Raw genomic sequence first — 25,885 nt, forward strand, 5'->3', positions numbered from 1 at the left:
TAAAAAATTCCAAACTCCAAACTATCGCTAGTACTTAGAATTTGGAATTTAAATATTTATCACTTCCTGAAATTGGAATTTATTCTCCTTTTTTGGAATTTGGAATTTAATTTTTGGAATTTAATCTTAACGTTAGTTCGCTACTTCGCTAATAAATTTTATTCGCATAAGGCGTAATTCATCGATATCATACTCACCATCAAATTCTTTAAGAGCATCTTCTATTTTATCAGATTCTGACTCCATAAAGTATTCATGAATTTCTTCTTGCTGATCTTCATCAAGCATATCATCTACCCAATAGTTAATATTAAGCTTTGTTCCTGAATATACAATTTGCTCCATTTCCTTAATCAAAGCATCCATCGAAAGCCCTTTTGCAGAAGCAATATCATTAAGTGATAACTTACGATCAATGTTCTGGATAATGTATAATTTATTTACAGAGTTAACCCCTGTAGATTTTACAACTAAATCGTCTGGACGAATAATATCGTTTTCCTCAACATACCTATTTATTAAGGCTACAAAATCTCCTCCGTATTTTTTTGCTTTTCCTTCTCCTACTCCATGAATGTTATATAACTCGGCAATAGAAATTGGATATTTTAAAGCCATATCCTCTAATGAAGGATCCTGAAAAACTACAAATGGAGGAACGCCTAATTTCTTGGCAACCTTTTTTCGTAATTCTCGTAACATTCCCATCAAAACTTCATCGGCAGTACCGCCAGATTTTGATGCTGTTACTATAGCTTCATCTTCAGTTTCATTATATTCATGATCTTCGGACATCATAAACGAAACTGGCTTTTTAATAAAGTCCAATCCTGCTTTGGTAATTTTTATGACTCCGTAAGTTTCAATATCTTTTGATAAGTAACCCGCAACTAATACTTGGCGAAGTAATGCCATCCAGTATTTCTCGTCATGGTTAGAACCTGACCCGAAGAACGATTGCGAATCAGTTCTATGTGCTTTAATAACCGCATTTACACGACCTATTAATGTAAATACAATTTCTTTGGATTTGTAAATATGTTTTGTATCGCGTACAATTTCCAATAATTTCACCACTTGGTCTTTGGCTTCAATTTTGGTTTTCGGGTTACGAACGTTATCATCCATATCGGCACCTTCTCCAGTTTCGCTGTCGAATTCTTCTCCGAAATAATGAAGTAAGAATTTTCTACGCGACATTGATGTTTCGGCGTAAGCCACAACTTCCTGCAATAAAGCAAAACCAATTTCTTGCTCTGCAACTGGTTTACCAGACATAAATTTCTCTAATTTCTCTACATCTTTATAAGAGTAATAAGCTAAACAGTGTCCTTCGCCACCATCACGTCCTGCACGACCCGTTTCTTGGTAATAACTCTCGAGTGATTTTGGAATATCATGATGTATTACAAATCGAACATCGGGTTTATCTATTCCCATCCCAAAAGCAATAGTAGCTACAACAACATCTACATCTTCCATCAAGAACATATCCTGATGTTTTGCTCGTGTTTTCGCATCTAATCCTGCATGATAAGGAACAGCGCTAATACCGTTTACTTGTAAAACCTCAGCTATTGCTTCTACTTTTTTACGGCTTAAACAATATATAATTCCAGATTTCCCTTTGTGTTGTTTTATGAAACGAATAATATCCGATTCTATATTTTTTGTTTTTGTACGAACTTCGTAATATAAATTTGGTCTGTTAAACGACGCCTTGAAAGTATTAGCGTCAGACATGTCAAGATTTTTTAAGATATCTTCTTGAACCTTTGGAGTAGCAGTTGCGGTAAGACCAATAATTGGCACATCGCCCAACTGTTTAATAATATGTTTTAGATTTCTATATTCAGGTCTAAAATCATGTCCCCACTCTGAAATGCAATGCGCTTCGTCGATAGCGACAAATGAAATGGTTACATTTTGAAGAAACTGAACATATTCATCTTTGGTTAACGATTCGGGAGCAACATATAATAATTTTGTCAAACCAGAAGTAATGTCTTTTTTTACTTGAGCAATTTCTGTTTTGGTAAGTGAAGAATTCAGAACGTGAGCAATTCCGTTTTCTGAGGAGAGACTCCGAATGGCGTCTACCTGGTTTTTCATCAAAGCAATTAAAGGAGATACAACTATCGCTGTTCCTTCCTGAATTAAAGCGGGTAATTGGTAACAGAGTGATTTCCCTCCACCGGTGGGCATTATTACAAAAGTATTTTTTTTATCGAGTATACTTTTTATAACCTCCTCTTGCAATCCCTTAAATTGGCTAAAGCCGAAATACTTCTTTAATTCTTTATGTATTTCAATTTCGTTTGAATTCATTCTTTATTTTATGGTATTTTGTATAAATTTGCATCAATAAAGATACAACTTTCTTTTACACATACAAATTTTAACTATCCTGTTTTGATAACAAAAGAAAATATATTAGCTATCGCTAAAAAAACGATACTCTCTGAAAGCGAAGCAGTTGCAAAATTAATTAATTTTTTAGATGAAAATTTCACTCAAGCTGTTCAACAGATATACGAATCGAAAGGTCGATTAGTAGTCACAGGAATAGGAAAAAGTGCAATTATTGCGCAAAAAATGGTTGCAACTTTCAACTCTACAGGAACACCTTCATTATTCCTTCATGCATCTGAAGCAATTCATGGAGATTTAGGAATGATTCAAAACGAAGATGTTATTATTTGCATTTCAAAAAGTGGCAACAGCCCTGAAATCAAAGTTTTAGTTCCGTTATTAAAACGTTTTGGCAATACATTAATTGCTATTACAGGAAACATGACTTCATTCTTAGCCAAAGGCAGTGATCATGTTTTAAATACAACTGTTGACATGGAAGCTTGCCCAATAAACCTGGCACCAACCAACAGTACTACGGCACAACTTGTAATGGGAGACGCTCTTGCGGTTTGTTTAATGAAAATGCGCGATTTTAAACCTGAAGATTTTGCTGTATATCATCCTGGAGGTGCATTAGGAAAAAAACTTTTACTTCGCGTGAAAGACATGATTGAACATTCGTTAAAACCAACTGTTAGCCCAGATTCTTCAATCAAAAAAGTTATATTTGAAATATCAGAAAAACGACTAGGTGTAACTGCTGTTGTAGAAAATGATAAAATTATCGGAATTATCACTGATGGAGATATCCGACGAATGCTAAACGACAGAGATACTTTTGCCGATTTAACCGCAATAGACATTATGACTAAAAATCCAAAAATGGTATCATCAGACACAATGGCTGTAGATGCTTTGAATATATTAGAAGACTTTTCGATTACCCAATTAATTGTTTCCGACAATGGAGAATATAAAGGAGTATTACATTTACATGACATTTTAAAAGAAGGAATCGTATAATGGCAAATAAAAAGAACCTAGGCGAAATGTCGTTTTTAGATCATCTTGAAGAACTAAGATGGTTATTAGTAAGAAGTACAACTGCCATAATCATAATGGCTTTTTTAACCTACTTTATAAGTGATTACCTGTTTGATGTAATCATTTTTGGTCCTACAAGACCAACTTTTTTTACGTATCAGTTTTTTTGTGAATTATCTCATAAATTAGGTTTTGCCGAAAATATCTGTATCACCGAGATGCCATTTATCATCCAGAATACACAAATGGAAGGACAGGTAAATGTTTTTGTATGGATGTGTATCTTAGCAGGATTCATCTTGAGTTTTCCTTATATTTTATGGGAAATATGGAAATTTATTAGTCCTGCATTATATGTAAAAGAACGTAAAAATGCTAAAGTATTCATCTTTGTTTCCTCTTTACTTTTCTTCTTAGGAGTAACATTCGGGTACTTTGTAGTAATCCCAATGTCTGTAAACTTCGTAGCTACTTTTACAGTAAGTGATATTGTAAAAAATCAATTCACTCTAGAGTCTTATATGGGAATGGTAAAAACTAGTATTTTGGCTGGCGGACTATTCTTTGAACTACCAATCGTTATTTATTTCCTTACCAAATTAGGATTAGTAACTCCACGTTTTTTACGAAAATATTGGAAATATGCTGTAATTATAATCCTAATCGTAGCGGCAATTGTAACTCCTCCAGATGTTGTGAGCCAAACAATTGTAGCAATACCAATGTTACTGATTTATGAGTTGAGTATCTTTATTTCGGTACTTGTATATAAAAAACAAAACAAAGAATTAAATGTCTGATATCATACAAGAGTTTAACGACTATCGTTCTAAAATGAACGAGAAATTACTAGCTGATAATAACAAAATTGTAAAGCGAATTTTTAATCTGGATACCAATGCTTATGCTGCGGGCGCTCTTGATGTTAAAACAAAAGAGCTTTTAGGCTTAGTTGCCTCAGCTGTTTTACGTTGTGATGATTGCGTAAAATACCATCTTGAAACTAGTTTTAAAGAAGGGGTTACCAAAGAAGAAATGATGGAAGCAATGGGAATTGCAACCTTAGTTGGCGGTACAATCGTAGTTCCTCATTTGCGCAGAGCATATGAATTTTGGGAAGCTTTAGAAGAAACTGAAACTAAATAATTGTTAAAGAGGTTTATTTGTTGAATCGTTTATTCGTTAATTTGTACCGAATAAACGATTCGAACGTTTAAACGATTAAACTTAAAAAATGAAATTAAGAGCCGATAATTTAATCAAAACCTACAAAGGCCGTAGTGTAGTAAAAGGTATTTCTGTTGAGGTAAACCAAGGAGAAATAGTTGGTCTTTTAGGTCCAAATGGAGCAGGTAAAACCACTTCATTTTACATGATTGTAGGATTGGTAAAACCAAATTCGGGCAATATTTATCTTGATGATTTAAATATTACCGATTTCCCTATGTACAAAAGAGCTCAACACGGAATTGGATATTTAGCTCAAGAAGCATCTGTTTTTAGAAAACTAAGCATCGAAGACAATATCTTAAGTGTACTACAACTAACCACTTTATCTAAAGCGGAGCAGGAAGCTAAAATGGAAAGTTTAATCGAAGAATTTAGCTTGGAGCATATTCGTACCAACCGAGGAGATTTACTTTCGGGAGGTGAGCGCCGTCGTACCGAAATTGCACGTGCTCTTGCTACCGACCCTAAGTTCATCTTACTAGATGAACCTTTTGCAGGAGTTGACCCTGTTGCAGTAGAAGATATCCAACGAATCGTAGCGCAATTAAAAAATAAAAATATCGGAATTTTAATCACCGACCACAACGTACAAGAAACTCTTGCTATTACTGACAAAACATATCTTATGTTTGAAGGAGGAATCCTAAAAGCTGGTGTACCTGAAGAATTGGTAGAAGACGAAATGGTACGTCGTGTATATCTAGGTCAGAATTTTGAACTTCGTAAAAAGAAACTGGAATTCTAAAAAGAGTATTCAGTCACAGCTTTAAGTATACAATCGCAGTATTCAGTTCCAAAAAAAACTAAGTACTGCGATTTTTTTTTACTGCGACTGTAAACTGCGACTATAAACTAAAACTTAATCGACTGTTATAAATTGTAATTGCTGTAAATCGCCGTTATAAATATTCACATCGACAGTATGCTTTATTCCTGGCATTGTCGCTTTCTCTGTAAATTGCCAAAACAACCAATCATCCTCAATCTTTTCTCGATAAAAATTATAATTGGCTATCCAAAAAAGATAATCACTAAATTCTTCTTTCAGGAAATCATCATAATATCTTTCTCCGCTATATATAATTGGTCGTACTTTATAGTGTTCTTCCACTTTATTCAACCATCTTTTTAATCCTTTTTTCAAACTATCTAAAGACTGGTTTTTAGGTAATTTTTCAATATCCAAAACTGGAGGCAAATCACCTTTATGTAATTTAACCGTTTTAATAAAAAGATTGGCTTGTTCTATCGAGTTTTCGTTCGGACGATAATAATGGTATGCTCCACGGATAATCTTTTGCTCTTTGGCTCCTAGCCAATTATTCAAAAATTGATTATCAACACGATCATTTCCAGCAGTAGCACGTATAAAAACAAATGAGATTGGAAATTTTTGCTCCAGACTATCTACTTTACTCCAACGAATTTTTCCTTGAAATTCGGATACATCCAAACCAATTGCCATTCCTTGGTGATTAGCCAAAACCTGGTAATTCCTAACATCCGAAAGACGTTTATCTTCAGCTTCTTTTTCTGAAACTTTATCTGTTTTAAAACTAAAGTAATATGCTAAACCATTTCGGTAATGATAAACGACTCCTAGAAAAAGAGCAATAAAAGCCGAAAAAACAATGAAACGAAAAAACTTCCCTATAGAACTGGTTGATTTAGATTTCCGATTTGAGGTCTGCTTTCTTTTGGTAACTTTTCTTTTCATTCAATAAAAAAACTACTTTTTCAGAAACTTATTGTTTATAACAGACAATATTATGTAAGTAATGATTACCAATGGAATCCCTAGATATTGAAAGAAAACCAATAGCAAAACCGACAATGATAAAAAACCAACTTGTAGTGCGTTATCTTTTAAATTGAATTTTTTAAATTTTAATGAAAATAAAGGAATTTCGGCATTTAGAATATAAGCACTAAATAATGCTATCACTAACAAAATCCATTGGTTTGTTAAGATTTCAAGAATCATCAGCGACTCTGAATATTTTAAAACCAAAGGCAAACTCAAAATAAACAATGCGTTTGCAGGTGTTGGTAAACCAATAAAAGAATCTGTCTGGCGCGTATCTATATTAAAATTTGCTAAACGATAACAAGACCCAAGAGTCACAATGAATCCTAAAAATGGAGTAAACTCAGAACCTATTATATTGTGTGCACTTGAACTACTAACAAATAAACTATACATTACGTAACCTGGTACTACACCACTAGTTACCATATCTGCCAATGAATCTAACTGTAAACCTAATGGACTGGATACTTTAAATAATCGAGCAAAAAAACCATCGAAAAAATCAAAAAAGATTCCTAAACAAACAAAATAGAAAGCCATTTCATAATCTAATTTAGAAACAAAAACAACAGCTATGCATCCACAAAAAAGATTGATTAATGTAATAGCATTAGGTACATGTTTTTTAATATTCATTGCAAATAAAATTTAAGTATGATAAGCAACAAATTTACTATAATAACTGAATGGAATGTACGTTTTTATTAGAGTTTTTTACACAAAAGTTAGACTTTAGCATTATTTACAAAAAGGAATAAATAAGCTCAGTAAAAAATTATATTTTTGGTAAAAATTAAACAAACTTCGGTTTATAAAAATTAGCTCTTGAAGAAAATTTTATTGTTTTTACTATTTTGTGTTCACACGGCAAATTACAGTCAAACGGTTCGTAAATACTCTAACGAGTTTATGAACATTGGTGTCGATGCTGCAGCTCTTGCCATGTCGAGTGCAGTGGTTGCATCTACGACAGATGTAAACTCAGTTTACTGGAATCCAGCAGGGTTAACCAATCTTCAAGACCATCAAGTTGCTTTGATGCATGCTAATTATTTTGCCAATATCGCACAATATGATTATATTGGCTACGCAAGTCCGATAGATGACCGAAGTGCTTGGGGAATTTCATTAATTCGTTTTGGAGTAGATGACATTTTAGATACTACAGAATTAATAGACAATCAAGGAAATATTGATTACAATCGAATCAGTCTTTTCTCGACTGCTGATTATGGTTTTACGTTTTCATATGCTAGAAAATTACCCGTTCCTGGATTTCAATATGGTGTTAATGCCAAGGTCATTCGACGTATTATCGGTAAATTTGCTAATTCTTGGGGCTTTGGATTTGATTTAGGATTACAATTTGAGAAAAATGACTGGCGTTTTGGTTTGATGGTACGTGATATTACAACCACTTATAATGTTTGGAATATAGATGAGAAGGAATACAAAAAAATCTCTGATGCCATTCCGGGTGAAAATCAGGAGTTACCCGAAAGCACAGAAATCACATTGCCAAAAGCGCAATTAGGTATTGCGAAAAAATTTATAATCAGATATGATTATAGTGTTTTAGTAGCTACAAATATGAATATGCGTTTTGAAAGAACGAAAGATATAATCTCTAGTAATGTGGTAAGTATTGATCCTGCATTAGGATTAGAGTTTGGATATACCGATTTAGTTTTCTTGAGAGCTGGAGTTGGAAATTTTCAGAACGTAACACAATTAGATAATTCTGAGAAAGTAGGTTTTCAACCTAATATCGGTCTCGGTTTTAAATATAAAGGTATCCAGGTTGATTATGCTTTAACAGATTTAGGAAATCAAAGCGTTGCTTTATATTCTAATATTTTCTCGCTTAAAGTAGACTTAGGCCTCTTTAGAAAATAAATAATTACATCCCAAAGAAACATTGATAATTCATTTAAAAAAACAGCTATGAAAACGTATTCATCAAAAAAAATATTCTTTTTACTATTGTTTTTTGTGTTTATCAACAACAGTTTTGGACAAAGCATTTTATTATCCAAAGATTCTAAAGTTAGCGTTTTAACTTGCGGAACCGGAAACGAACCTTATTCTCTTTTTGGCCACACAGCTATTAGAATAAAGGATTCTATTAACGCTCTTGATATAGTATATAATTATGGCACTTTCGATTTCAGAACTCCTAATTTTGTTGCTAAATTCACAAAAGGTGACTTACAATATTACGCTACAGCAAATTCCTATCTCGATTTTATTAATGAATACAACTATACAAAACGTAGTGTTTACGAACAAGAATTAAATATTTCTGACAATCTTAAACAAAAACTATTTGATAATTTAAACACAACGCTACTTTCTGAAGATAGATTTTACACCTATAAATTTATTGACAAAAATTGTACTTCTATGGTTGTTGATATCATCAATAAATCTTTAAACGGTACTGTAATTACAAAAAAAGGAGATACTGATAAAACATACAGAACTATACTATACCCTTATTTTGACGGACATTTTTATGAAAAACTAGGTATCAGTATTATTTTCGGAAAGAAAGTAGATGAACTTGGAACAAAAATATTCTTACCTTTTGAATTAAAAAATAGTTTAGACAAAACAAGTTTTCAAAATCATCTTTTAGTAAAAGAGAATAAAACAATTCTATCTTTTGATAAAGAACCAACTCATTCTTGGTGGAACAACTGGTATACTTACATTATTATACTGGTATTTATCATCTTTATAAGTAAAAGAAGTATTGATAAAGCCTATCTTTTAATAATGGGATTGTTAGGAGTATTTTTTGTTTTTATAGGCTTTTATTCCTTACACAAGGAACTAGAATTCAACTATAACATTTTGTTGTTTAGCCCTTTTTTACTTATTCTTTTGATTTTTAATCTTATGAGAAACAAAAAATGGACTTATAGATTATCACTTATCCATATCATTTTACTAATTGTATATGGATTATTTATGATTAATAAGGCTTCATTCCTGATTGTTTTGCCTCTGATTATAACTAGTGGAGTTGTGCTTGTGCGTGTGGCAATTAAGAATAAAAAACCAATTCCTATTATTATATAATTATTGTCCTCTGTAAAATAAAACTGTAGTAATGGTTTTAAAAGTAATACTTAGATCCAGAAAAATACTTCTGTGTTTTATGTAATACAAGTCATATTGTAGTTTTATTAAACTTTCTTCTATCGATTCTCCGTAAGAATAATTTACTTGTGCCCAACCAGTAAGTCCTGGCTTAATAATGTGTCTTGTTTCATAAAATGGCATAACCTGAGCAATTTCTTTTACAAAAAAAGGACGTTCTGGTCTAGGACCAATAACTGCCATATCTCCTTTTATAACATTAATGAATTGCGGTAATTCATCTATTCTGGATTTACGCATCATCTTCCCAAAAGGTGTAACCCGTACATCATTTGCAGCCGCAAAAGCAACTCCTTTAGATTCAGAGTTTTTTACCATTGTACGGAATTTATATATTTTAAAAACCGCTCCATCTTTTCCTATTCTGTCCTGGGTATAGAAAAGACTGCCTCGATTACCGATACAATTTCCTATAACTATAAATGGTATTAAAATAATCCCAATTAATAATCCGAACAAAGAAAAAACGAATTCAAAAAAACGTACTACCAACAAATATAACTTGTTACTATTACTACGACTAAAAGGAAAAAAACGATAAAAATCTCTTGCTATATATTGTACCGGAATACGTTGTGTTTTGCTCTCGTATACTTGAGTATATTCTCTAATTATTTTACCAGACTCTAGTAAATGTAATAATTGCTGGTATAAATCGGCAGTAATCCCATCTGTCTTTTGGGAAGCTATAACAATCTCGGATACATTATTATTTTTTACAAATTCTTCTAACTCACCTTTTTTAATCTCTTTTGCATAATGGTATTCTGAAGAACTATTATTTAAAGAATCTGAATTTACAAAACCAATGATTTTATAATGTGGGTCAACATTCTCCAATCCTAAGACTAATTCTTCTACTTGATCTTGATCACAGATTAAAACTACATTTTGAAAAAAACGATGTGACGCGAGAAAATAAACATAAAATAAGCGCCAAAATAGAATGGCAAAAAGTACCGCAAAATAAAATATAACTATTGAAATTCTCTGTTTAGGTAATTCTGGTGATAAAACTGGAGTTAGCAAATACACTAAAACTGTTGTCGAAACTGCAATAACTGTACTTTTAATAATTTGAAATTGATTACTGGCTACTTGCAGGTTATACATTTCAAAAATAGATCCAAAAAGGTTAAGATATATCACCAATACTAATACTCCATAATAATTAGTACTTGTAATATTAAAATAACGATAATCAAATATCTGGCTTAATAAATATAATGTAGCTAAGATAAAAAAAGAATCAAAAAACCTAAGAATGACTTTACGTTCTGATATTTCAAAATGAATCTTATTTTTTTGTGGCATTTTGGTTATAGTGGTTAAGTTGCATAATTAAATTTGGGGAAATTTAAAATTATGGAAGCAAATGTATTAATAAAAATGAGCTGACAAATATTATTTATTTATAAAGATCTTTTTTCAAGTTATTTGTTAATTTCCTGATTATTTCTAACACTAATTGTAAGTAATGACAAAGCATATACAAAAGCAGGTGCTGCGGTTCGCATAGCCGCATGATTTATGGTAAGGAGCCAGAATAAATAAAAGGGAAAAAAATAAAGATGTTGCCAATTATTAACATACAAAACAAATGGTGTAACAAATAGTATTAAAAGACCAAAAATACCGAACAAACCATGTTCACTTAGCATACGGGTTATCTCATTGTGGGAAGCGGCATCTATATTAAACATTTGTTTTCTTAATTCTTTCCCCATCCCTGCCCCAGTTCCTAAAATTGGATTATCCAGGAATAATTTCAATTCTGAATCCATGATTTCTTCACGACCTCCCAAACGGTCTTTTTTTAATCTTCCTGCTGCATCCTGATTAGCATAACGCTTATTAATTAAACCACCAGTTTCTAAAGAGGTATAAGTCCAAATCCCTATTCCCATAAGCCCTGTAACGATAAAAACCAAAGCGAACTTTCCTCTTCCTTTTGCATTTGAAAAATAAAACATTAAACATAATAAGCAAGCAATCATCACTACAGCAGTAATTACTCCTCCTCTTGAAAAAGTTACAATTGCCCGGTAACAAATCATTACTAATAAAACCCCGTTTAAAATCATTCTAAATTTTGATTTTGAAAACAAGATTAATTGTGTGAAAAATATAAATATTCCTAATCCTAAAACTGTAGAAACCTGATTAGGTCCAAAACCTCCTGAAGTTTCAAAATTAGATTGAGTACCAGTTAATACATCTCTTACATTGGGGTTATATAAAAACAAATAGACTGTTGTACTAAAAATGGGAAGTCCCATCGCTATAACTACGTTTTGCAAATCTGAAAATAAAACCTTCCTTTGGAACATATATATGGCACAGATTGCCAAACATACTGGTCCTGACAAGTTAAAGAACAATGATTTTTTAACATCTACATTATAATAGTCTGTTGAAATTGATGTAATTAAGATCCCGGGAATTAGTAAAACAAGAAAAAACCAATAGATAAAAGCATTTGTCGAAAAATTGCTGTAGATCATACCCAACAACATAAAGAAAATAACACTAAATTTTACATATTCGTTATTAAAATTCCCGCCGGTCATACGTAACAAAACCTCAACACCTACTAAGTAAGCCGCCACCAAAAGAACCTCATTTTTTTTATTCTTTGTTTTATAAACAAAATAAAAACCTACTATTGGAATTAAAAGTGCATATATTTTAGACAGGAAAGGCACGATAAAAATCATCAAAGCTATTATGCCATGAATTAAAATCAGAAAACCATAAGACCGTGAAATGTTTTTCATATTTATTTAATTTGTATAAGCTGAGATTAACTTTTTTATTACAATCTCTTCTGAATAATTCTGTTCTACTGATTGTTTAAAATTATCTCCTAAAATTTTCCTAAGCGAATCATTATTTGTAATTTTTTCCAATTGTGCTTTTACTTCTAAATCAGACCGTGGATCAAACAATAAGCCATTTATTTCATTTTGAATAATAGAAGAACAATAACCCACGTTTGTAGAAATTACTGCTAAATTCTCCAGACCATATTCAAGTAAAGTTACAGGAAATCCTTCTTCTGTAGAGGCTAAAACTCCAATAGAAGCTTGCGATAAAATATATCTGACATCGTTTTTTGCCCCGTACAAATGTATATCATTCTCTAATGAATAAGCCTCTATATGTTTTTTTATCTGATCCGAATAGTTATCAAAATAATCTTTTCCAATTAAATGTAAAGACCAGCCATTCTCGCTTAACTTTAAATCGGAGAATGCTTTTAGAATCGAAATATGATTTTTTGGATTTTTTAAATTTGCCAAAAAAACAATCCTTTTACCATTGATTCCCTTTAAATTGGTTAACTGTTCTGTCTCAACTTCAGAAGTTGTAAAATTAGGTATAAAAATTACTCTTGAACAGTGCATATTTTTCTTACTCCATTTTTGTAACTGAAGATTAACAACAAAAATAGCAGAGAAAAAAGTAGATAAAAAAATCAAAACCCTATTCGTTTCTTTCGTTTCTTTTTCTCTCGTGCCATAATGATCGTGCCAAATGATTTTTATTCTTGGCAAAGTCAATTTTACTAAAACGGCTATAAAAAAAGAAGAGCTATGAGCATGAATAATATCAATCTGATTTTGTTTGATATATTTTCTTAAACGAAAAATAGCTTGAAAATCTATGCTATTTTGCTTTTCCAAAAATAAATAAGAGACTTTTAAATCTATTTGTTTTTTTAAAGAGCCTTCTTTTCTTGTTGCTACTAAACCTGAAAATGTTATTTTTTTGGCTAATGCATTTGCATAATTAACCGCCATTCGTTCTGCTCCGCCTGCCTCTAAAGAATCTATTATTTGTACAACTCTCATTTTACTAAAAGCTTTTTAATTTCAGATTCAAAAACATCTGTTGTATATTCTTGCGACCACTTTGCAGCGAATTTACTTTTATCGAAAAACAAATTCTCATCTTTAATTATTTCTGTTACTTTAGACAAGTCCTGATTTATATTCATTTCTAGCAAAACTCCTCTATTTCCATAATCAAGCATAAATGGAACGCATGAAACTTTTGTAGCCAAAGGAACGCACCCCCAAAACATAGCTTCAGCAATAGCTTTTGGCCAGCCTTCACTTTTAGATGGCAATACTACAAAATGACTTTTTTGATATGCTCTTTTTATAGTTTCCTGTTCATGATTTCCTTTTAAAATAACATATTTTTCTAGTTGGTTTTCTTTAATATATTTTTCTAAAATAATTCGCTCAACTCCTTCTCCATATAAACTAAGAGTTGCATTATTTCCTTTTTTTATTAGTTGTTCTACAAGCTTTATAGCATATAATGGATTTTTACCAGACACTAAACTTCCAACAAAAATGAATTCAAAATTGGAATCAAAACCAGCTTTTAAAACAGTTTCTTTTTCATTCTCTGAATAAGTTGCTGTAAAAAAAGGCTTTATATTTTTTGATTGATTTTTCCAGTCTCCATAAACCAAAACCTGCATTTTTCGTGTTAGAAAAGTGTTATTCAAAATATATTTTTGCAAACGATATGTCCAGGGCTGTTTGCTTGCAGAATCCCAGTTTCCTGCATATTTAGCAGTTTTGATTTTGTTTGGAAATAGAACCTGAACTACACAACCTAACAAACCTATGTTGCCGGGACAGCGTAAATGAATATGATCTGCATCTTTCATTGCCCAAAATATTTTCCAAAGTATAATTGGAAATTTAAAGACAGAAATTACACTATTCTTAAAACTGATTAAATTAAAATTGGGTATTTCTCTAAAATCAATTTTAGGATGATTGTAAGCAATATCAATCGCTGTTGGATTATTTCCCTGCAAAGAACCAACTACTATAACCTGATTAACATATTTTAACCAAATGTTCATTTCACGCACATAAGGCGCGTAACCAAAATACTGATTATCATTTTGAATATGGCTGACATGTGTAATGATTACAAGTTTCATTTCAGTAATTCGTTGGAAAAATTAATACAATAATTATCTATAGTAAAAAGATTTAAAAAAGTACTTCTGGCATCTTTACTCATCTGTTCTTGTTGATCGATATTTTTTTTAATTTTTTCAAATAACAAAACTATAGAATCAATATTCGCATCAAATTTAAAACATTCTTTACCATCAACAAGATAATCTGCTAAACCTGTTGAATTTGAAATTAATAGTGGTGTTTGATTCATCATTGATTCGATTCCAACCATATTTAAAGCGTCAAATTTTGAAGGAATTATTGTAAAATGACTTGTATTTAAGTACTCATCTACTTTCTCATATTGTAATCCTCCAAAATAAACAATGTCTTTTTCATTTGCTATCAGCTCTTTAATTTCTTTTTGTTGACTCCCAGTTCCGGCAATATTCAAAATTATATTTGCCGTTTTAACTTTATCAGAATAAATTTTAAATGCCTTAATAAGATCTAAAACTCCTTTTGAAGGATCTAGCCTGCCTAAATAGGATATAATAATATTATCATGACCAACAATAGTTTTTCCTTCAAATCGATCTTTCATCGGATTTAAAACAACCATTCCTTTATTAAGTGAATAATATTTTTCTAAATCTAACTTTGCCAAGTTTGATGGGCAAACAACAACATCGCAAAATAGTTTATAAAGCATTTTTTTTCGTAAAAAAAGCATTTTCTGTTTTATTCCGTTATGTTTTTGATCTTTTGAAATTTGATCACTTAACGTATGATAATAGGCAAATGTTATAGTTTTCCCTAAAGACAGTATTTTTGATATCGCAGTTGTAATATTAGCTCCAACAAAATGACCGACAACCACATTTGGCTTATATTTAAAATAAATCTTAGCAAACCAAAGAACATCTTTTATAGATGTTGGTCTCTTTTTAGTTGGCCATGAGTACACGATAATTTCACCTTTTTCTTTACTAATAATCTCTTTTTCTTTAAAAAAAGGATTATGTGAAATAAAGACTACCCTATTTCCTAAATTGGCCAAATGATGTGCTAAATAATAACTCATTGACGCAAATGAGTTTTCGGTATAATTATGTGCAATTAAAATTGTTTTCATAAATACCTTTACTTTATTTGGGTTTATTAAATAGTAAGCTCCACCAGCCAAGCGTTCTTCCCACAGCCTCGGTAAAAGCTGCTTTTTTATTGTGATCTGTAATTACATTGGTAAACCTGATAAAAGTAAGTAAAATCGTTATTGCATTCCACTTAAACCTTTCTTTTAGATTCGGTTTTGAATTTTTAACTCGCCAAACATACCAGCCATTTCTTACTACCATTTTGCCATAATGATATTGATTTGGTCTTCCTGAAGCAGCATGATAATGATTTAATTTTGCAGATGTATTCAGGTATAATTTTCCGGTTTTTGCAACTCTTAAAGTAAAGTCTGCATCTTCATAAAGTCCATAGCCTTCAAAATAAGTCGAGAACGAAAAAGTTTTAAAAACTGATTTTCGAAAAGACGAAACTCCACCCATCAATTGTTCAACCGGATACGTTTTATTGCTTGGCGGTAAAAAACCAACGCTTCTGCCATGAGAAAAATTAGAAGAAAAGCCCGGAGGACAATCACTATCCAAATTCAGTTTTTTACGCAATATAAATCGGCTTCCATCTTTGCGTTTCCATCCGTCAAAATAAAATTCATTGATTTTCGGAATGTAATTATCCGCAACTTCCTCCCATTTTATTTCATTACAAATATAACCTCCAACACCAAGCGCATCTGGAAATTGATTATATGTTTGTAACAAATTCTTAAAATAATTTGATTCTAAAACGGTATCGTCGTCTAAAAAACAAACAACTTCAATAAAATCACTTACTTTATTAATTCCGAAATTTCTTTGTTTAGTAAGTCCGCGATCTTTATTATCAACCAAAAAATATTGGAGATTTTCAAAAGGGTTTTCTTTTAAAATAATCTCAGTTTTATTATTAGTCGAGCCATCAATAATTAGGATTTCATCAGGGTATAAATTTTGTGCCTTGACCGATTGTAATAATTTCAACAAAGGCTCAGGACGCATGTAAGTGCAAATGATAAGGGAAAATTTCATATTTTATTTATGTCTTACTCCTAAGTTATTTAGTTTTTTAGCATAAAAAAGAGATTTTTTAAACTGAATGTTTTTGTACGGAATTCTAAAAAAACGATATAAAAATCCTTTTTTTGAACCTTTAAAAAGATATAAAAAAAAGTGTTTATACTTATATTCCAATACTTGTTGCGGGGTAAAATGTTTTACTATTCCGTACATTACCGTTGGACTTGGAACGGGTCGAACAGACTTTACTGGAGTATCTAATTCCCAAGGCTGTGCTTTTCTTTTTTTTCCTAAAATCTTAGACTGATTTCCCCAAAATCGATAACCGCCAACAGGTGGTTTTAAATGTAAATTTGGAGAAAAAGGATTATGAACTACAATTTGTCCTAACTTAATTAATGACATTCCAAAATCGCTATCCTCGCCATAACCGCCATCAAAATTAATATCATTACCTATTAATTTTCTAACATATTCTGTTTTTACACAAGAATTTGCGTTGCTAAAACCATGACTTGTACCAACAAACCATCTTTTTTCGCCTAATTTTTGAAGCTTATCTTCTAAATCTGTTAAATCTTGTTCTTGATTATCCGCACGAATATCAAGTCCGTTACAAGCACCCACTTTATAGGTTTGTAATACTTTGATATGATTTTCTATGAAGTTGGACTGAAAACGAACATCATCATCACCAAAGACAATATATTCTCCTGTACATAACTGAATTGCTTCATTTCGAGCCCTACAACTGCCTTTTGTTTCCTGCCATTTAACAATTAACTCAAAAGGGAAATCTATTGAATTATATATTTTTTCATCTCTTAAATCTTTAGGAGTTGCATCTACAATTACAACTTGCGAAACCGGAAATGTCTGTGTAGCCAAATCTTTCAATAATTGCATCGTAAAATCTTGTCGCATCATTGTTGGAATGATATAACTTACTGTTGGATTTCCCTCGATAGCTAATAATTCCCGAGGTTTAATGATTGGTTTGGCACTTGATTGTTTGAAATTTTTCTTAGCATAAAAGAAAGCATTCCATTCTTTCCATTTCCAAAACCCTTCTCGGTATAACATGAAAACTGAATGATCAATTTTGAAATTTTTTCTAAAAAAAACGTATCTGTCTTTTGCTGATATCTTGATTTCTTCTTTTTGGCTTTCTTCAAAAAGTCCTTTTACATATAACGGAATAGCTGCTGAATTTCGTAATGCATTGTATCCGAAATCTAATGCTTGTAATTGAATATTTTTATATTCAGTATCAAAACCTTTTAAAGTTTCCCAAACTGATTGACGAACTGCAAACTGATTTGGATTAACTCTCCAGCTCAAACATTTATCAAGATTATCAAAATCATTGATAAACATAAAAAAAACAGCGGTTTGATATACCAATTCAGGAAAAGCATTTTTATATCCTTGTTCAAATGAACTATGCCAAATATCTCCTGCCTCTTTTGACAATATTTCTAATGTATTAAAATTAGGCTTCCCATTGTAAAGAATAACTTCTCCGGTAGTTGTTACAAATTCATTTAATTTCATTTCTAATTACGGTTAGTTATGCTTTTATAAAACTCTATATTTTGTTTCGCTATACTATTGATATCAAAAAAAGCTTCTACTTTTTTTCTTGCTGATTTTCCCATTTTCAAACACAATTCTTCATCATTTAAAAGGGTATTGATTTTTTCTGCAAAAATATCGTGATTTACAGGATGAACCAAAAATCCATTATATCCATCATCAACCATTTCATTTGCCCATCCAATATCTGAAGCTACAATTGGTTTTTCCATAGCCATAGCTTCCAGCCAGGAAACGGGGAAAGCTTCTGCAAAAGAAGGAAAAATACAAAGAGTTGCATCTTGAATTTTTTGTTTTATTTCGGTGTATGGAACACTTCCTAAATAGGTTACATTGTTCTTTGCTTTATCTGAAAACAATTCCTGCATCATTTGCCAAATCGATGAATTTCCCGAAATAATATCAGAAACATCTTTACCAATCAAAATCAATTTAGCATCCGGATTATTATCGATTACTTTATTAAAAATCAAAGGTAATTCCAGCAGTCCTTTTTTACGAATCAGGCTTCCAAAATACAATATACTATTTTCTCTTTGAGTGGTTTTATTCGATTGAAATAATCGTGTGTCAATCGGATTGGGGATAATTGTAAACTTTTTAGCCAGATTAAAAACAGCATTTGTTGTATTTGCCGTAAACTGACTAACAGACAATAACTCATCTGCCTTAATTAAGGCTCTTTTTTCATGAAATTTATTTACCCATTTTACCGGACGATTATCCAAATGACAGAAATAAGTATCTGATCCGTGAAGTCTAATTATTATCGGGCATTTTTGGGGTTTAATAAAAGAGGTAATTCCAGTCCAATCGGGTGCTTCTACTAAATCAATTTCTTTATCAGAATACAGTTTGTTAATTATCCTTTCAATTTTTTTTCTTGTGAAAAACCATGACAATCCTTTGATTTTTACATTTTTTATTTGCTGAATTAAGATCCCATTGTCATCAAAAAAAGCATCTTCTTTTTGTCCATAAACCAAGACTCTAACTGAAACACCTTGCGCCAAAAGCCCTATTGCCAGATTTTTAATGCTTGTTCCAATACCTCCCGAATTTCCTGTTCTGGAATGTGGATATTCCGGTGTTAAAAAAGCTATTTTCATGAATTTATTTCTTAAAAAAATCTTTCAAAATTCTGGTTGTAAATATTCTTGCTCCTGTATCATTCATGTGTCCGCATGAAGAAAAATATTTATTATCGACTACTACATTTTCATAATTATGAATTTCCGGATATAGTTTTTTAACCTTCTCAAAATAATTCATCCCAATTGCATTTTCGCACATCGGTGTCATAATTGCGATTAGATTAATATTATTCCTTTTACAAATACTTTTTATCTCTTCATAATATTCATTTCTAATCGGATTAACATTTAGATTTTCTGTTAATGTTGTATTTGAATTTTCCAGTGCAGAATAACCTCCAAAATCTAATTCCTTATTTTTTTTATTTATACTGCAAAAAAACATTTCTCTTACACCAATTTTTGTTTCATACTTGACATATCTGTAAAAAGGTATATAATACAAAAAATCATAGCCCGGCATAATCATTAAATGCTTTTTTATAGCTTCAGAATCGTGCAGATAAGGCAAAAATTTCAAAATCACGGCTTCTGATTTTTTGTCACTTCGCAGATTTACATCTACATCAATAATTACATTTTTAATTTTATTCTTTTTCTCTAAGAGTAATTTTAAAACCAAATCTGATTCAAATAATTTTGATCCCTGCATTCCAAAATTAAATGTTTTTAAACCCTGATCTGTAAACATTTGAGTTACAAAATGATTATTCGATCTTGATGAACCTAAAATAACTACATCAAATTCTTGTGGTTTTGAATTGTAAATATATCCAATCTTACTTCTGTTTTTTGAGTAAAAAAATAAATTTGAATATACCACATCTAAAACGCAGGCGAATGCTAAAATAATTACAAGAATCTTCAAAAGAAAAAACAAAAACTTCTTCATTTTCAAATTTATCTCTTAAAAAAATCTTTTAAAATTCTGGCTGTAAGCATTCTTGCTCCTGTATCATTCATGTGCCCGCATGAGGCAAAATATTTGTCCTCGACTACCACATTTTCATAATTATGAATCTCCGGATATACCTTTTTTACTTTCTCAAAATAATTCATTCCCACAACATTTTCACACATTGGAGTCATTACGGCTATAAAATTAATATGATTGTCTTTGCATATCTTTTTAATTTCTTCGTAATATTTATTATGCGGTAAAGGATTAAGATTTGCGATGTTATTTTTCATATTACCGTTTTTGTGCTTTACCAACGGATAATACCCTAAGTTGTCCAGCGTATTTGTGTTTTTATGAATTGCGGTATAAAAAGCTTCTCTGAAACCAATTTTGGTTTCGTATTTTACATATCTATAAAAAGGAATATAATATAATTCATTAAAATTTTCCTGCGACAAAAAATGATTTTTTATAACATTTGAATTATGAATATAAGGTAAAAATTTAGCCGAAATCCCTTCTGCTTCCTGGTCATTTGCAAGACTTAAATCTGCTTCAAGAATAATGTTTTTTATTTTAAACTTTCTTTCTATCATTAACTTTAATAATAGAGATGTTTCATATAAATGACCACCACTCATACCATAATTAAACGTTTTTAATCCTTTATCTTCAAACATTTGAGCAACAAAATGATTGTTTGCGCGGGAAGTACCCAAAAAAACAACGTCATAGTTTTGAGCTTTTGAAGTGAAAACTGTTTCTACTTTTCCTCTGTTTTTAGATTGCATAAAAATGCCAGTATAAAGTGCATCTAAAACTATAGCAACCAAAATACTTATTATTAATACCTTAACTAGATAAATTAAAAATTTCCTCATTAAAACTGAAAATATATAAATTCTTTATAATCTGAAAAAGTACCTAATGCCATAATAGCTGCTATTGCTAAAGCTAATTTCAATAAGCTTCTTTTTCCCGAAATAGGTTCTATTTTATTACGATTATTCCATTCAACTAAAACAAACAAACCAATCATAATTATCAATTCATAATTACTTCGATCATTTGCTAAAAATTGAATTTTAAATTCCCCATTAGAAATCATCCTTTTCAAATACTCAATTGCATCGGTTATTGTTCTGGCTCTAAAAAATACCCAAGCAACACAGGTCAATAAAAAAGTATAGAGAATACTCATTATTACTTTTACAGAGCCAAAATTCCATTTTAGTACAATCACATCCATATTGTTTCTGTTGCTATTTGATAAAAGTAGAGGCAGAAAGTAAACTGCATTTATAAATCCCCAAACAATATATGTCCAATTCGCACCATGCCAAAATCCGCTAACTACAAAAATGATAAAGGTATTTCTGATTTTCATCCAAATACCACCTTTGCTCCCACCTAAAGGAATGTAAAGGTAATCACGGAACCAAGACGACAGCGAAATGTGCCAACGGCGCCAGAACTCAGCTATGTCTCGTGAGAAATATGGATAATTAAAATTTCGTAATAAATCTAAACCAAATAACTTAGAAACTCCTAGTGCAATATCTGAATATCCTGAAAAGTCCCCATAAATTTGGAATGCAAAATATATTGCGCCCAAAATAAGAGAGAAAGAATTCATTGAAGTATAATTATCAAAAATAGCATTGGCATAAGTAGCACAAGTATCTGCAATGACAACTTTTTTAACTAATCCCCAAATAATTTGGTAAATACCTTCTTTCGCCATTTGAAAATTAAACTCACGTTTAACTTTTACCTGTGGCAATAAATGTGTAGCTCTTTCGATTGGTCCTGCAACCAAAAGTGGAAAGTAGCTAACAAACAGAGAATAATCTACAAAGTTATATTCGGCTTTTATTCTTTTAAAATAAATATCGATTACGTATGATAAACCGTGGAAAGTATAAAATGAAATTCCGACTGGAAGAATCACATTCAATAAAATTGGGCTTGCCTTAAAACCAGCTGAGTTTAATAAATCTGAGAAAGAGGCAGCAAAAAAGTTATAGTATTTAAAAATTCCCAAAAAACCTAAATTGACCAGAATACTGAGCCAAAACCAAAACTTTCGGCTTCTTTCTGATTTTCCTTTTTCGATTTGAATTCCGGTATAATAATCCAGAAATGTAGAAAAAACTAATAGAAACAGAAATCTCCAATCCCAACAAGAATAAAAATAATAACTGGCAACAATTAGTAAAGCATTTTGAGTGCTTTTGGTTTTATTAAAAACAAACCAATACAAGAAAAAAACGATTGGTAAAAAAATAGCAAATGCTATGGAGTTAAAAAACATATAATCCTATTAATGAATATTTTAATTACGTTTAAAGTTTTGATTTTTATTAACTAATTCAAAATAATTATCTACCATTTTGGTTAGCGAAAAAGTCTGCAAATTATCATTAATAACTGAGTTATTCTTAAAAATATAGTTTTGATTTAGAATATTTAGCAAAATTTCTTTTAATTGATCTATCCTTAATGTATCAAATAAAAATCCGTTTTTATTTTCCATTACCAAACCAAGCACATTACCTTCATTTCGAGTCGTAATTACTGGCAAATTACACAGTAAACTTTCCAGTACTGTATAACAAAATGTTTCTCCATGCGAAGGATGTATAAGATAATCATACTTGCAATAAACTTCATTCAAATCTGATACGCTGCCTTTAAAATTAAATATACTCTGAAGAGAAAACTCCTCAATCATTTTATTTAATTCTTCCTGATAATTACCTTCTCCATAAATATCAATTGAAAAATCAAAATTATGCAAATCCCGAATCCCCTGAACTGCTGTTATTAAGTCTTGAATTCCTTTTTCTTTTCGTAAATGGCAGGCAACAATAAATTTGTTATTAGAAGAAAAATCCGTTTTCTGTATAAATTTCGAAACGTCTAATCCATTCGGAATAACAAGAATCTTACTTTTTATATGATTGCCAAAATCTTTTATAAGTTCTTTTTTAGAATATTCTGAAACGCCAACAAAAACATCAATATATCTTGAGACTAAAATTCCTTTTATTCTTTTGTTTATTCTCTTTTTAAATGAATATCCGCTTAAAGGTCGTGGATTATGATCAACGACAATAATTTTTGCTTTTGATAGTTTGCTGATTATATAGAAAAAAGGCGTGCACAGTTCTACAAAATGAGTTATGATGTGAGAATATTCTGTTTTATTTTGCTTGCAAAAGGAGAGGAAATTATTTTCGACACTTTCCTTTTCATTACTGTAAATTGTCAAATTAGAATATAATCCGTGATTTGATGTATTTGGGAAAAACCAATCGACTTCGACATTATTTTCTTTGCATTTTTTATCAAAATCCCAGAAAAAATAATCCATACCTCCCACTCTTTCAGGAAGTAATTGATAATTGCAAAGTATTGCTATTTTAGTCATGGAATGAGGCTAAAGTTTTGGCAATACGTTTACTGGTTCCTTGTAAACTTTTCCCGATTTGTAAATCAATCATTGATTTTCTTTCTGATTTTCTTTCTTCAGGATTATTAAATGTTTGATTGATTTGATCGATTAATTCCTGTTTATTTTTAGCAATGGTTACAGCGTTACCATCAATCACTTTTTTGTAATGATTGTAATTTAAAAATCTCTGATCGTTATAAAGACCATTTTCAAGGTTTCCAAAAACGGTATTAATTACCGGTTTATCAAACAGCATAAAATCGAGGCTCATGGTAGAACACATGTTGATGCTTAAATCGGCATTTTCTAATAATGATCGTAAATTTGTAATATCTTCATCACTTGGAATTCGCTGCGACCAGCTTTCCTGATGATTTTCTCTGGTTAGAATCCATTTTGGTACATCCCAGATAATTTCAGGAAATTCATCGCGAATAGTTTTGAATCGGCTATCATCTTCGGCCGGAGATGTTCGTACTAAAAGCTGTACTTGTGCTTCAATTTCATTATTTCGAATAGCTTCGGCAATGGTTTTAATTACAATTGGATCATTTGACCCAATAGAAACATCGGCACAACTGTAACAAATGATTTTTTTATTGCTGTCTAACCCAAATTTGGCAAGAAAATTTTCTTTTGAAGATTTATACTTGTCGAGAACATAAGGTTCAAACTGTGGTGTTCCAACAACCTGAACTTCATCATTTTTTACATTTGGATAAAAATAGAGCAGCTCCTCTTTCATTAACTGACTCCAAACCAAAAATTTATCAAACGTTCCTAACATTCTTCCTTTTGAAGCTAAATTATCCCAACTAAAAATAAAGGTACTTGTTGGAGTTTTTGTTTGAATTGCCGCGTACAAAAATGGCGCTAAATAAGGCGGACGCTGATGCGTAAAAAACAAATGCGAGGGTTTATCTTTTTTAAGTATTTCTATATATTCTCTTGTGATCCTATCTTTTGAGAAAGATGAAAATTGAATTTTTTCGGCTAATAAAATACTTGAATTTGAGTTTATAAAATTTGTAAAAGAATAAATGTTTTTTACAAATAATGAACGAACTGAATTATTTTTAGGATAACCTGAAACAAGATTATCATTCATCCCGTAAAAGGATTTGTTTTTTTGTAAATGGGCAATTTCTTTCCATTTTCTAAAAGCCCATGTTGCTTTTCCTTCTTTAAAAACAGCAAGCTCTTTTATTTCGAGTTTTGAATTATTAAAATTCTGATAACAACTTTCAGGCAAACCAGAATAGATAATGATTTCATCAAATTGTTTCACTGCTTCGCTAATGAAATCACTCATGACAAAATTTCTAAATCCTACTCCGTCGGTTATTACTATTCCTAATTTTTTCATTTTTTTCCTAAATTCTTAATCTTTAAAATTTTCCTTACTACTCTTCGATAATTTTTCTTCATTTTCTGAATTATAAAAAATGTTTTATCTCTAAAAATTATAGGATTCGAAATTTCATCAGCTTTAAATGCTAATAGATTAAATAGATCATCAATTCTCTCAGTATGTTTATCACTATTTCCATAAGCTCTGGCAAACCAGGTATGGTAGAGAAATATTTTTTCATTATAAAATACCGAATTACTAATTTGGTCTTTATACATTTCAGTATCCAGGAAAAGGAATTTCTTATTTTTTCTTCTTAACCAAAAGTAAAAACAATAATAGGGTTCATACAAACTTGTTGTTTCATAACTACCTATTAGATTACTTATATCATCCATAAATTCATTTTCAAGAATATAGTTGTTTTTAATTATTTCATTTCTGTTCCATATTCTTTCAAGTTCTTTAAAATTTAAGATCGAAAAAAATGTATTGATAACATGCGGATTATAAACTCTATGCGAAATTATTCCTCCATCTCTAATACCAGAAAGCATGTAATCTTCGGACTTCATTTTATCAATAAGATCAAAAACTATCTTAGTATCCTGAAATAATACATCTTCATCTGCCATAATGAGCCATTCGATGTTTTTATTTCGTAGCTTTTTCATCATATAAAAAATGCTGTGTAAACCGTGCATTCCGTTTCGACCATCAATAACATATTTCTGAATGTTTTTTGGAAAAAACTGCGAGCTTTTAGAATATAAATCAAAATTTATAACTGTAGAAAGTATTGCTATTCTCGAATTATCCATT

At 30.8% G+C, this 25,885-nt stretch carries 23 protein-coding genes; 6 read left to right on the forward strand and 17 right to left on the reverse strand.

Features of this window, described 5'->3' with window-relative positions:
• Positions 1–132 precede the first annotated feature (132 nt).
• Positions 133–2,328 carry a DNA helicase RecQ gene (gene recQ / locus SHI72_RS09065; protein ID WP_039117234.1) on the reverse strand — a complete coding sequence of 732 codons (2,196 nt, stop codon included), beginning with the start codon at positions 2,326–2,328 and terminating at the stop codon, positions 133–135.
• An 84-nt stretch (positions 2,329–2,412) separates the two neighbouring features.
• Between recQ and SHI72_RS09070 the strand changes: the two genes are divergently transcribed.
• The 4 genes from SHI72_RS09070 (at position 2,413) to lptB (ending at position 5,374) form a co-directional block, all read left to right on the forward strand.
• Positions 2,413–3,378: a KpsF/GutQ family sugar-phosphate isomerase gene (locus SHI72_RS09070; protein ID WP_323489767.1), complete on the forward strand. Its 966-nt coding sequence runs from the start codon at positions 2,413–2,415 to the stop codon at positions 3,376–3,378.
• Entirely contained in the window at positions 3,378–4,199 is an 822-nt protein-coding gene (gene tatC / locus SHI72_RS09075) for a twin-arginine translocase subunit TatC (RefSeq protein ID WP_323489768.1), read from the forward strand. Before SHI72_RS09070 ends, tatC begins: the two co-directional genes overlap by 1 nt.
• On the forward strand, positions 4,192–4,545 hold the full coding sequence (locus SHI72_RS09080; protein ID WP_039111665.1) for a carboxymuconolactone decarboxylase family protein: 354 nt from the start codon (positions 4,192–4,194) through the stop codon (positions 4,543–4,545). The genes tatC and SHI72_RS09080 overlap by 8 nt, the downstream gene beginning before the upstream one ends.
• An 88-nt stretch (positions 4,546–4,633) precedes the next feature.
• Complete coding sequence (lptB, locus tag SHI72_RS09085; RefSeq protein WP_039111666.1) at positions 4,634–5,374, forward strand: LPS export ABC transporter ATP-binding protein; 741 nt, start codon at positions 4,634–4,636, stop codon at positions 5,372–5,374.
• Between the two features lie 114 nt (positions 5,375–5,488).
• On the opposite strand, the gene SHI72_RS09090 is transcribed toward lptB, so the two are convergent.
• Positions 5,489–6,346, reverse strand: a complete 858-nt coding sequence (locus tag SHI72_RS09090; RefSeq protein ID WP_323489769.1) for a glycoside hydrolase family 25 protein — start codon at positions 6,344–6,346, stop codon at positions 5,489–5,491.
• A 12-nt stretch (positions 6,347–6,358) separates the two neighbouring features.
• Positions 6,359–7,075, reverse strand: a complete 717-nt coding sequence (locus SHI72_RS09095; RefSeq protein WP_323489770.1) for a CDP-alcohol phosphatidyltransferase family protein — start codon at positions 7,073–7,075, stop codon at positions 6,359–6,361.
• Between the two features lie 273 nt (positions 7,076–7,348).
• Here SHI72_RS09095 and SHI72_RS09100 point away from each other — a divergent pair, with 273 nt between their 5' ends.
• A complete protein-coding gene (locus tag SHI72_RS09100) occupies positions 7,349–8,335 on the forward strand; it encodes a PorV/PorQ family protein (protein WP_039111670.1) in 987 nt (328 codons plus the stop codon).
• A gap of 48 nt (positions 8,336–8,383) precedes the next feature.
• A complete protein-coding gene (locus SHI72_RS09105) occupies positions 8,384–9,523 on the forward strand; it encodes a DUF4105 domain-containing protein (RefSeq protein WP_323489771.1) in 1,140 nt (379 codons plus the stop codon).
• Here the strand turns inward: SHI72_RS09105 and SHI72_RS09110 are convergent, their stop codons facing one another.
• The 14 genes from SHI72_RS09110 to SHI72_RS09175 form a co-directional block, all read right to left on the reverse strand.
• Positions 9,524–10,918: an exopolysaccharide biosynthesis polyprenyl glycosylphosphotransferase gene (locus SHI72_RS09110; protein WP_323489772.1), complete on the reverse strand. Its 1,395-nt coding sequence runs from the start codon at positions 10,916–10,918 to the stop codon at positions 9,524–9,526.
• Between the two features lie 119 nt (positions 10,919–11,037).
• Positions 11,038–12,381 carry an O-antigen ligase family protein gene (locus tag SHI72_RS09115; RefSeq protein WP_323489773.1) on the reverse strand — a complete coding sequence of 448 codons (1,344 nt, stop codon included), beginning with the start codon at positions 12,379–12,381 and terminating at the stop codon, positions 11,038–11,040.
• Between the two features lie 6 nt (positions 12,382–12,387).
• Positions 12,388–13,458 (reverse strand): glycosyltransferase, encoded by a 1,071-nt coding sequence (locus SHI72_RS09120; protein ID WP_086894444.1) that lies wholly within the window; start codon positions 13,456–13,458, stop codon positions 12,388–12,390.
• The gene (locus SHI72_RS09125; protein WP_323489774.1) at positions 13,455–14,573 is read right to left on the reverse strand and encodes a glycosyltransferase; all 1,119 of its coding nucleotides are present in this window, start codon (positions 14,571–14,573) and stop codon (positions 13,455–13,457) included. Before SHI72_RS09125 ends, SHI72_RS09120 begins: the two co-directional genes overlap by 4 nt.
• Complete coding sequence (locus tag SHI72_RS09130) at positions 14,570–15,670, reverse strand: glycosyltransferase family 4 protein (RefSeq protein WP_323489775.1); 1,101 nt, start codon at positions 15,668–15,670, stop codon at positions 14,570–14,572. Before SHI72_RS09130 ends, SHI72_RS09125 begins: the two co-directional genes overlap by 4 nt.
• A 13-nt stretch (positions 15,671–15,683) precedes the next feature.
• Complete coding sequence (locus tag SHI72_RS09135) at positions 15,684–16,676, reverse strand: glycosyltransferase family 2 protein (protein ID WP_086894441.1); 993 nt, start codon at positions 16,674–16,676, stop codon at positions 15,684–15,686.
• Positions 16,677–16,679: 3 nt separating this feature from the next.
• Positions 16,680–18,218: a glycosyltransferase family A protein gene (locus SHI72_RS09140; RefSeq protein ID WP_323489776.1), complete on the reverse strand. Its 1,539-nt coding sequence runs from the start codon at positions 18,216–18,218 to the stop codon at positions 16,680–16,682.
• 2 nt (positions 18,219–18,220) lie between these two features.
• Positions 18,221–19,369: a glycosyltransferase family 4 protein gene (locus tag SHI72_RS09145; protein ID WP_323489777.1), complete on the reverse strand. Its 1,149-nt coding sequence runs from the start codon at positions 19,367–19,369 to the stop codon at positions 18,221–18,223.
• Between the two features lie 4 nt (positions 19,370–19,373).
• Positions 19,374–20,246: a hypothetical protein gene (locus SHI72_RS09150; RefSeq protein WP_086894438.1), complete on the reverse strand. Its 873-nt coding sequence runs from the start codon at positions 20,244–20,246 to the stop codon at positions 19,374–19,376.
• An 8-nt stretch (positions 20,247–20,254) separates the two neighbouring features.
• Positions 20,255–21,136 carry a hypothetical protein gene (locus SHI72_RS09155; protein WP_086894437.1) on the reverse strand — a complete coding sequence of 294 codons (882 nt, stop codon included), beginning with the start codon at positions 21,134–21,136 and terminating at the stop codon, positions 20,255–20,257.
• On the reverse strand, positions 21,136–22,569 hold the full coding sequence (locus SHI72_RS09160) for an MBOAT family O-acyltransferase (protein ID WP_323489778.1): 1,434 nt from the start codon (positions 22,567–22,569) through the stop codon (positions 21,136–21,138). Before SHI72_RS09160 ends, SHI72_RS09155 begins: the two co-directional genes overlap by 1 nt.
• A gap of 21 nt (positions 22,570–22,590) precedes the next feature.
• Complete coding sequence (locus tag SHI72_RS09165; protein WP_323489779.1) at positions 22,591–23,688, reverse strand: glycosyltransferase family 4 protein; 1,098 nt, start codon at positions 23,686–23,688, stop codon at positions 22,591–22,593.
• Positions 23,681–25,078, reverse strand: coding sequence for a CDP-glycerol glycerophosphotransferase family protein (locus SHI72_RS09170; RefSeq protein ID WP_323489780.1), 1,398 nt, complete (start codon positions 25,076–25,078; stop codon positions 23,681–23,683). Before SHI72_RS09170 ends, SHI72_RS09165 begins: the two co-directional genes overlap by 8 nt.
• Entirely contained in the window at positions 25,075–25,884 is an 810-nt protein-coding gene (locus SHI72_RS09175; RefSeq protein WP_323489781.1) for a hypothetical protein, read from the reverse strand. The genes SHI72_RS09170 and SHI72_RS09175 overlap by 4 nt, the downstream gene beginning before the upstream one ends.
• Position 25,885: the final 1 nt, after the last annotated feature.

The organism is Flavobacterium sp. PL02, assembly GCF_035013205.1.
Classification (GTDB): domain Bacteria; phylum Bacteroidota; class Bacteroidia; order Flavobacteriales; family Flavobacteriaceae; genus Flavobacterium.

Excerpts from the sequence above, each read along its gene's own strand:
- SHI72_RS09145 (WP_323489777.1), bottom strand. The coding sequence starts at position 19,369 with ATGAAAATAGCTTTTTTAACACCGGAATATCCACATTCCAGAACAGGA.
- SHI72_RS09125 (WP_323489774.1), bottom strand. The coding sequence starts at position 14,573 with ATGAAACTTGTAATCATTACACATGTCAGCCATATTCAAAATGATAAT.
- SHI72_RS09140 (WP_323489776.1), bottom strand. The coding sequence starts at position 18,218 with ATGAAATTAAATGAATTTGTAACAACTACCGGAGAAGTTATTCTTTAC.
- SHI72_RS09105 (WP_323489771.1), top strand. The coding sequence starts at position 8,384 with ATGAAAACGTATTCATCAAAAAAAATATTCTTTTTACTATTGTTTTTT.
- SHI72_RS09090 (WP_323489769.1), bottom strand. The coding sequence starts at position 6,346 with ATGAAAAGAAAAGTTACCAAAAGAAAGCAGACCTCAAATCGGAAATCT.
- tatC (WP_323489768.1), top strand. The coding sequence starts at position 3,378 with ATGGCAAATAAAAAGAACCTAGGCGAAATGTCGTTTTTAGATCATCTT.
- SHI72_RS09135 (WP_086894441.1), bottom strand. The coding sequence starts at position 16,676 with ATGAAATTTTCCCTTATCATTTGCACTTACATGCGTCCTGAGCCTTTG.
- SHI72_RS09120 (WP_086894444.1), bottom strand. The coding sequence starts at position 13,458 with ATGAGAGTTGTACAAATAATAGATTCTTTAGAGGCAGGCGGAGCAGAA.
- SHI72_RS09150 (WP_086894438.1), bottom strand. The coding sequence starts at position 20,246 with ATGAAGAAGTTTTTGTTTTTTCTTTTGAAGATTCTTGTAATTATTTTA.
- SHI72_RS09110 (WP_323489772.1), bottom strand. The coding sequence starts at position 10,918 with ATGCCACAAAAAAATAAGATTCATTTTGAAATATCAGAACGTAAAGTC.
- SHI72_RS09160 (WP_323489778.1), bottom strand. The coding sequence starts at position 22,569 with ATGTTTTTTAACTCCATAGCATTTGCTATTTTTTTACCAATCGTTTTT.
- SHI72_RS09165 (WP_323489779.1), bottom strand. The coding sequence starts at position 23,688 with ATGACTAAAATAGCAATACTTTGCAATTATCAATTACTTCCTGAAAGA.
- recQ (WP_039117234.1), bottom strand. The coding sequence starts at position 2,328 with ATGAATTCAAACGAAATTGAAATACATAAAGAATTAAAGAAGTATTTC.
- SHI72_RS09100 (WP_039111670.1), top strand. The coding sequence starts at position 7,349 with ATGAACATTGGTGTCGATGCTGCAGCTCTTGCCATGTCGAGTGCAGTG.
- SHI72_RS09155 (WP_086894437.1), bottom strand. The coding sequence starts at position 21,136 with ATGAGGAAATTTTTAATTTATCTAGTTAAGGTATTAATAATAAGTATT.
- SHI72_RS09130 (WP_323489775.1), bottom strand. The coding sequence starts at position 15,670 with ATGAAAACAATTTTAATTGCACATAATTATACCGAAAACTCATTTGCG.
- SHI72_RS09170 (WP_323489780.1), bottom strand. The coding sequence starts at position 25,078 with ATGAAAAAATTAGGAATAGTAATAACCGACGGAGTAGGATTTAGAAAT.
- SHI72_RS09095 (WP_323489770.1), bottom strand. The coding sequence starts at position 7,075 with ATGAATATTAAAAAACATGTACCTAATGCTATTACATTAATCAATCTT.
- SHI72_RS09175 (WP_323489781.1), bottom strand. The coding sequence starts at position 25,884 with ATGGATAATTCGAGAATAGCAATACTTTCTACAGTTATAAATTTTGAT.
- SHI72_RS09080 (WP_039111665.1), top strand. The coding sequence starts at position 4,192 with ATGTCTGATATCATACAAGAGTTTAACGACTATCGTTCTAAAATGAAC.
- lptB (WP_039111666.1), top strand. The coding sequence starts at position 4,634 with ATGAAATTAAGAGCCGATAATTTAATCAAAACCTACAAAGGCCGTAGT.
- SHI72_RS09115 (WP_323489773.1), bottom strand. The coding sequence starts at position 12,381 with ATGAAAAACATTTCACGGTCTTATGGTTTTCTGATTTTAATTCATGGC.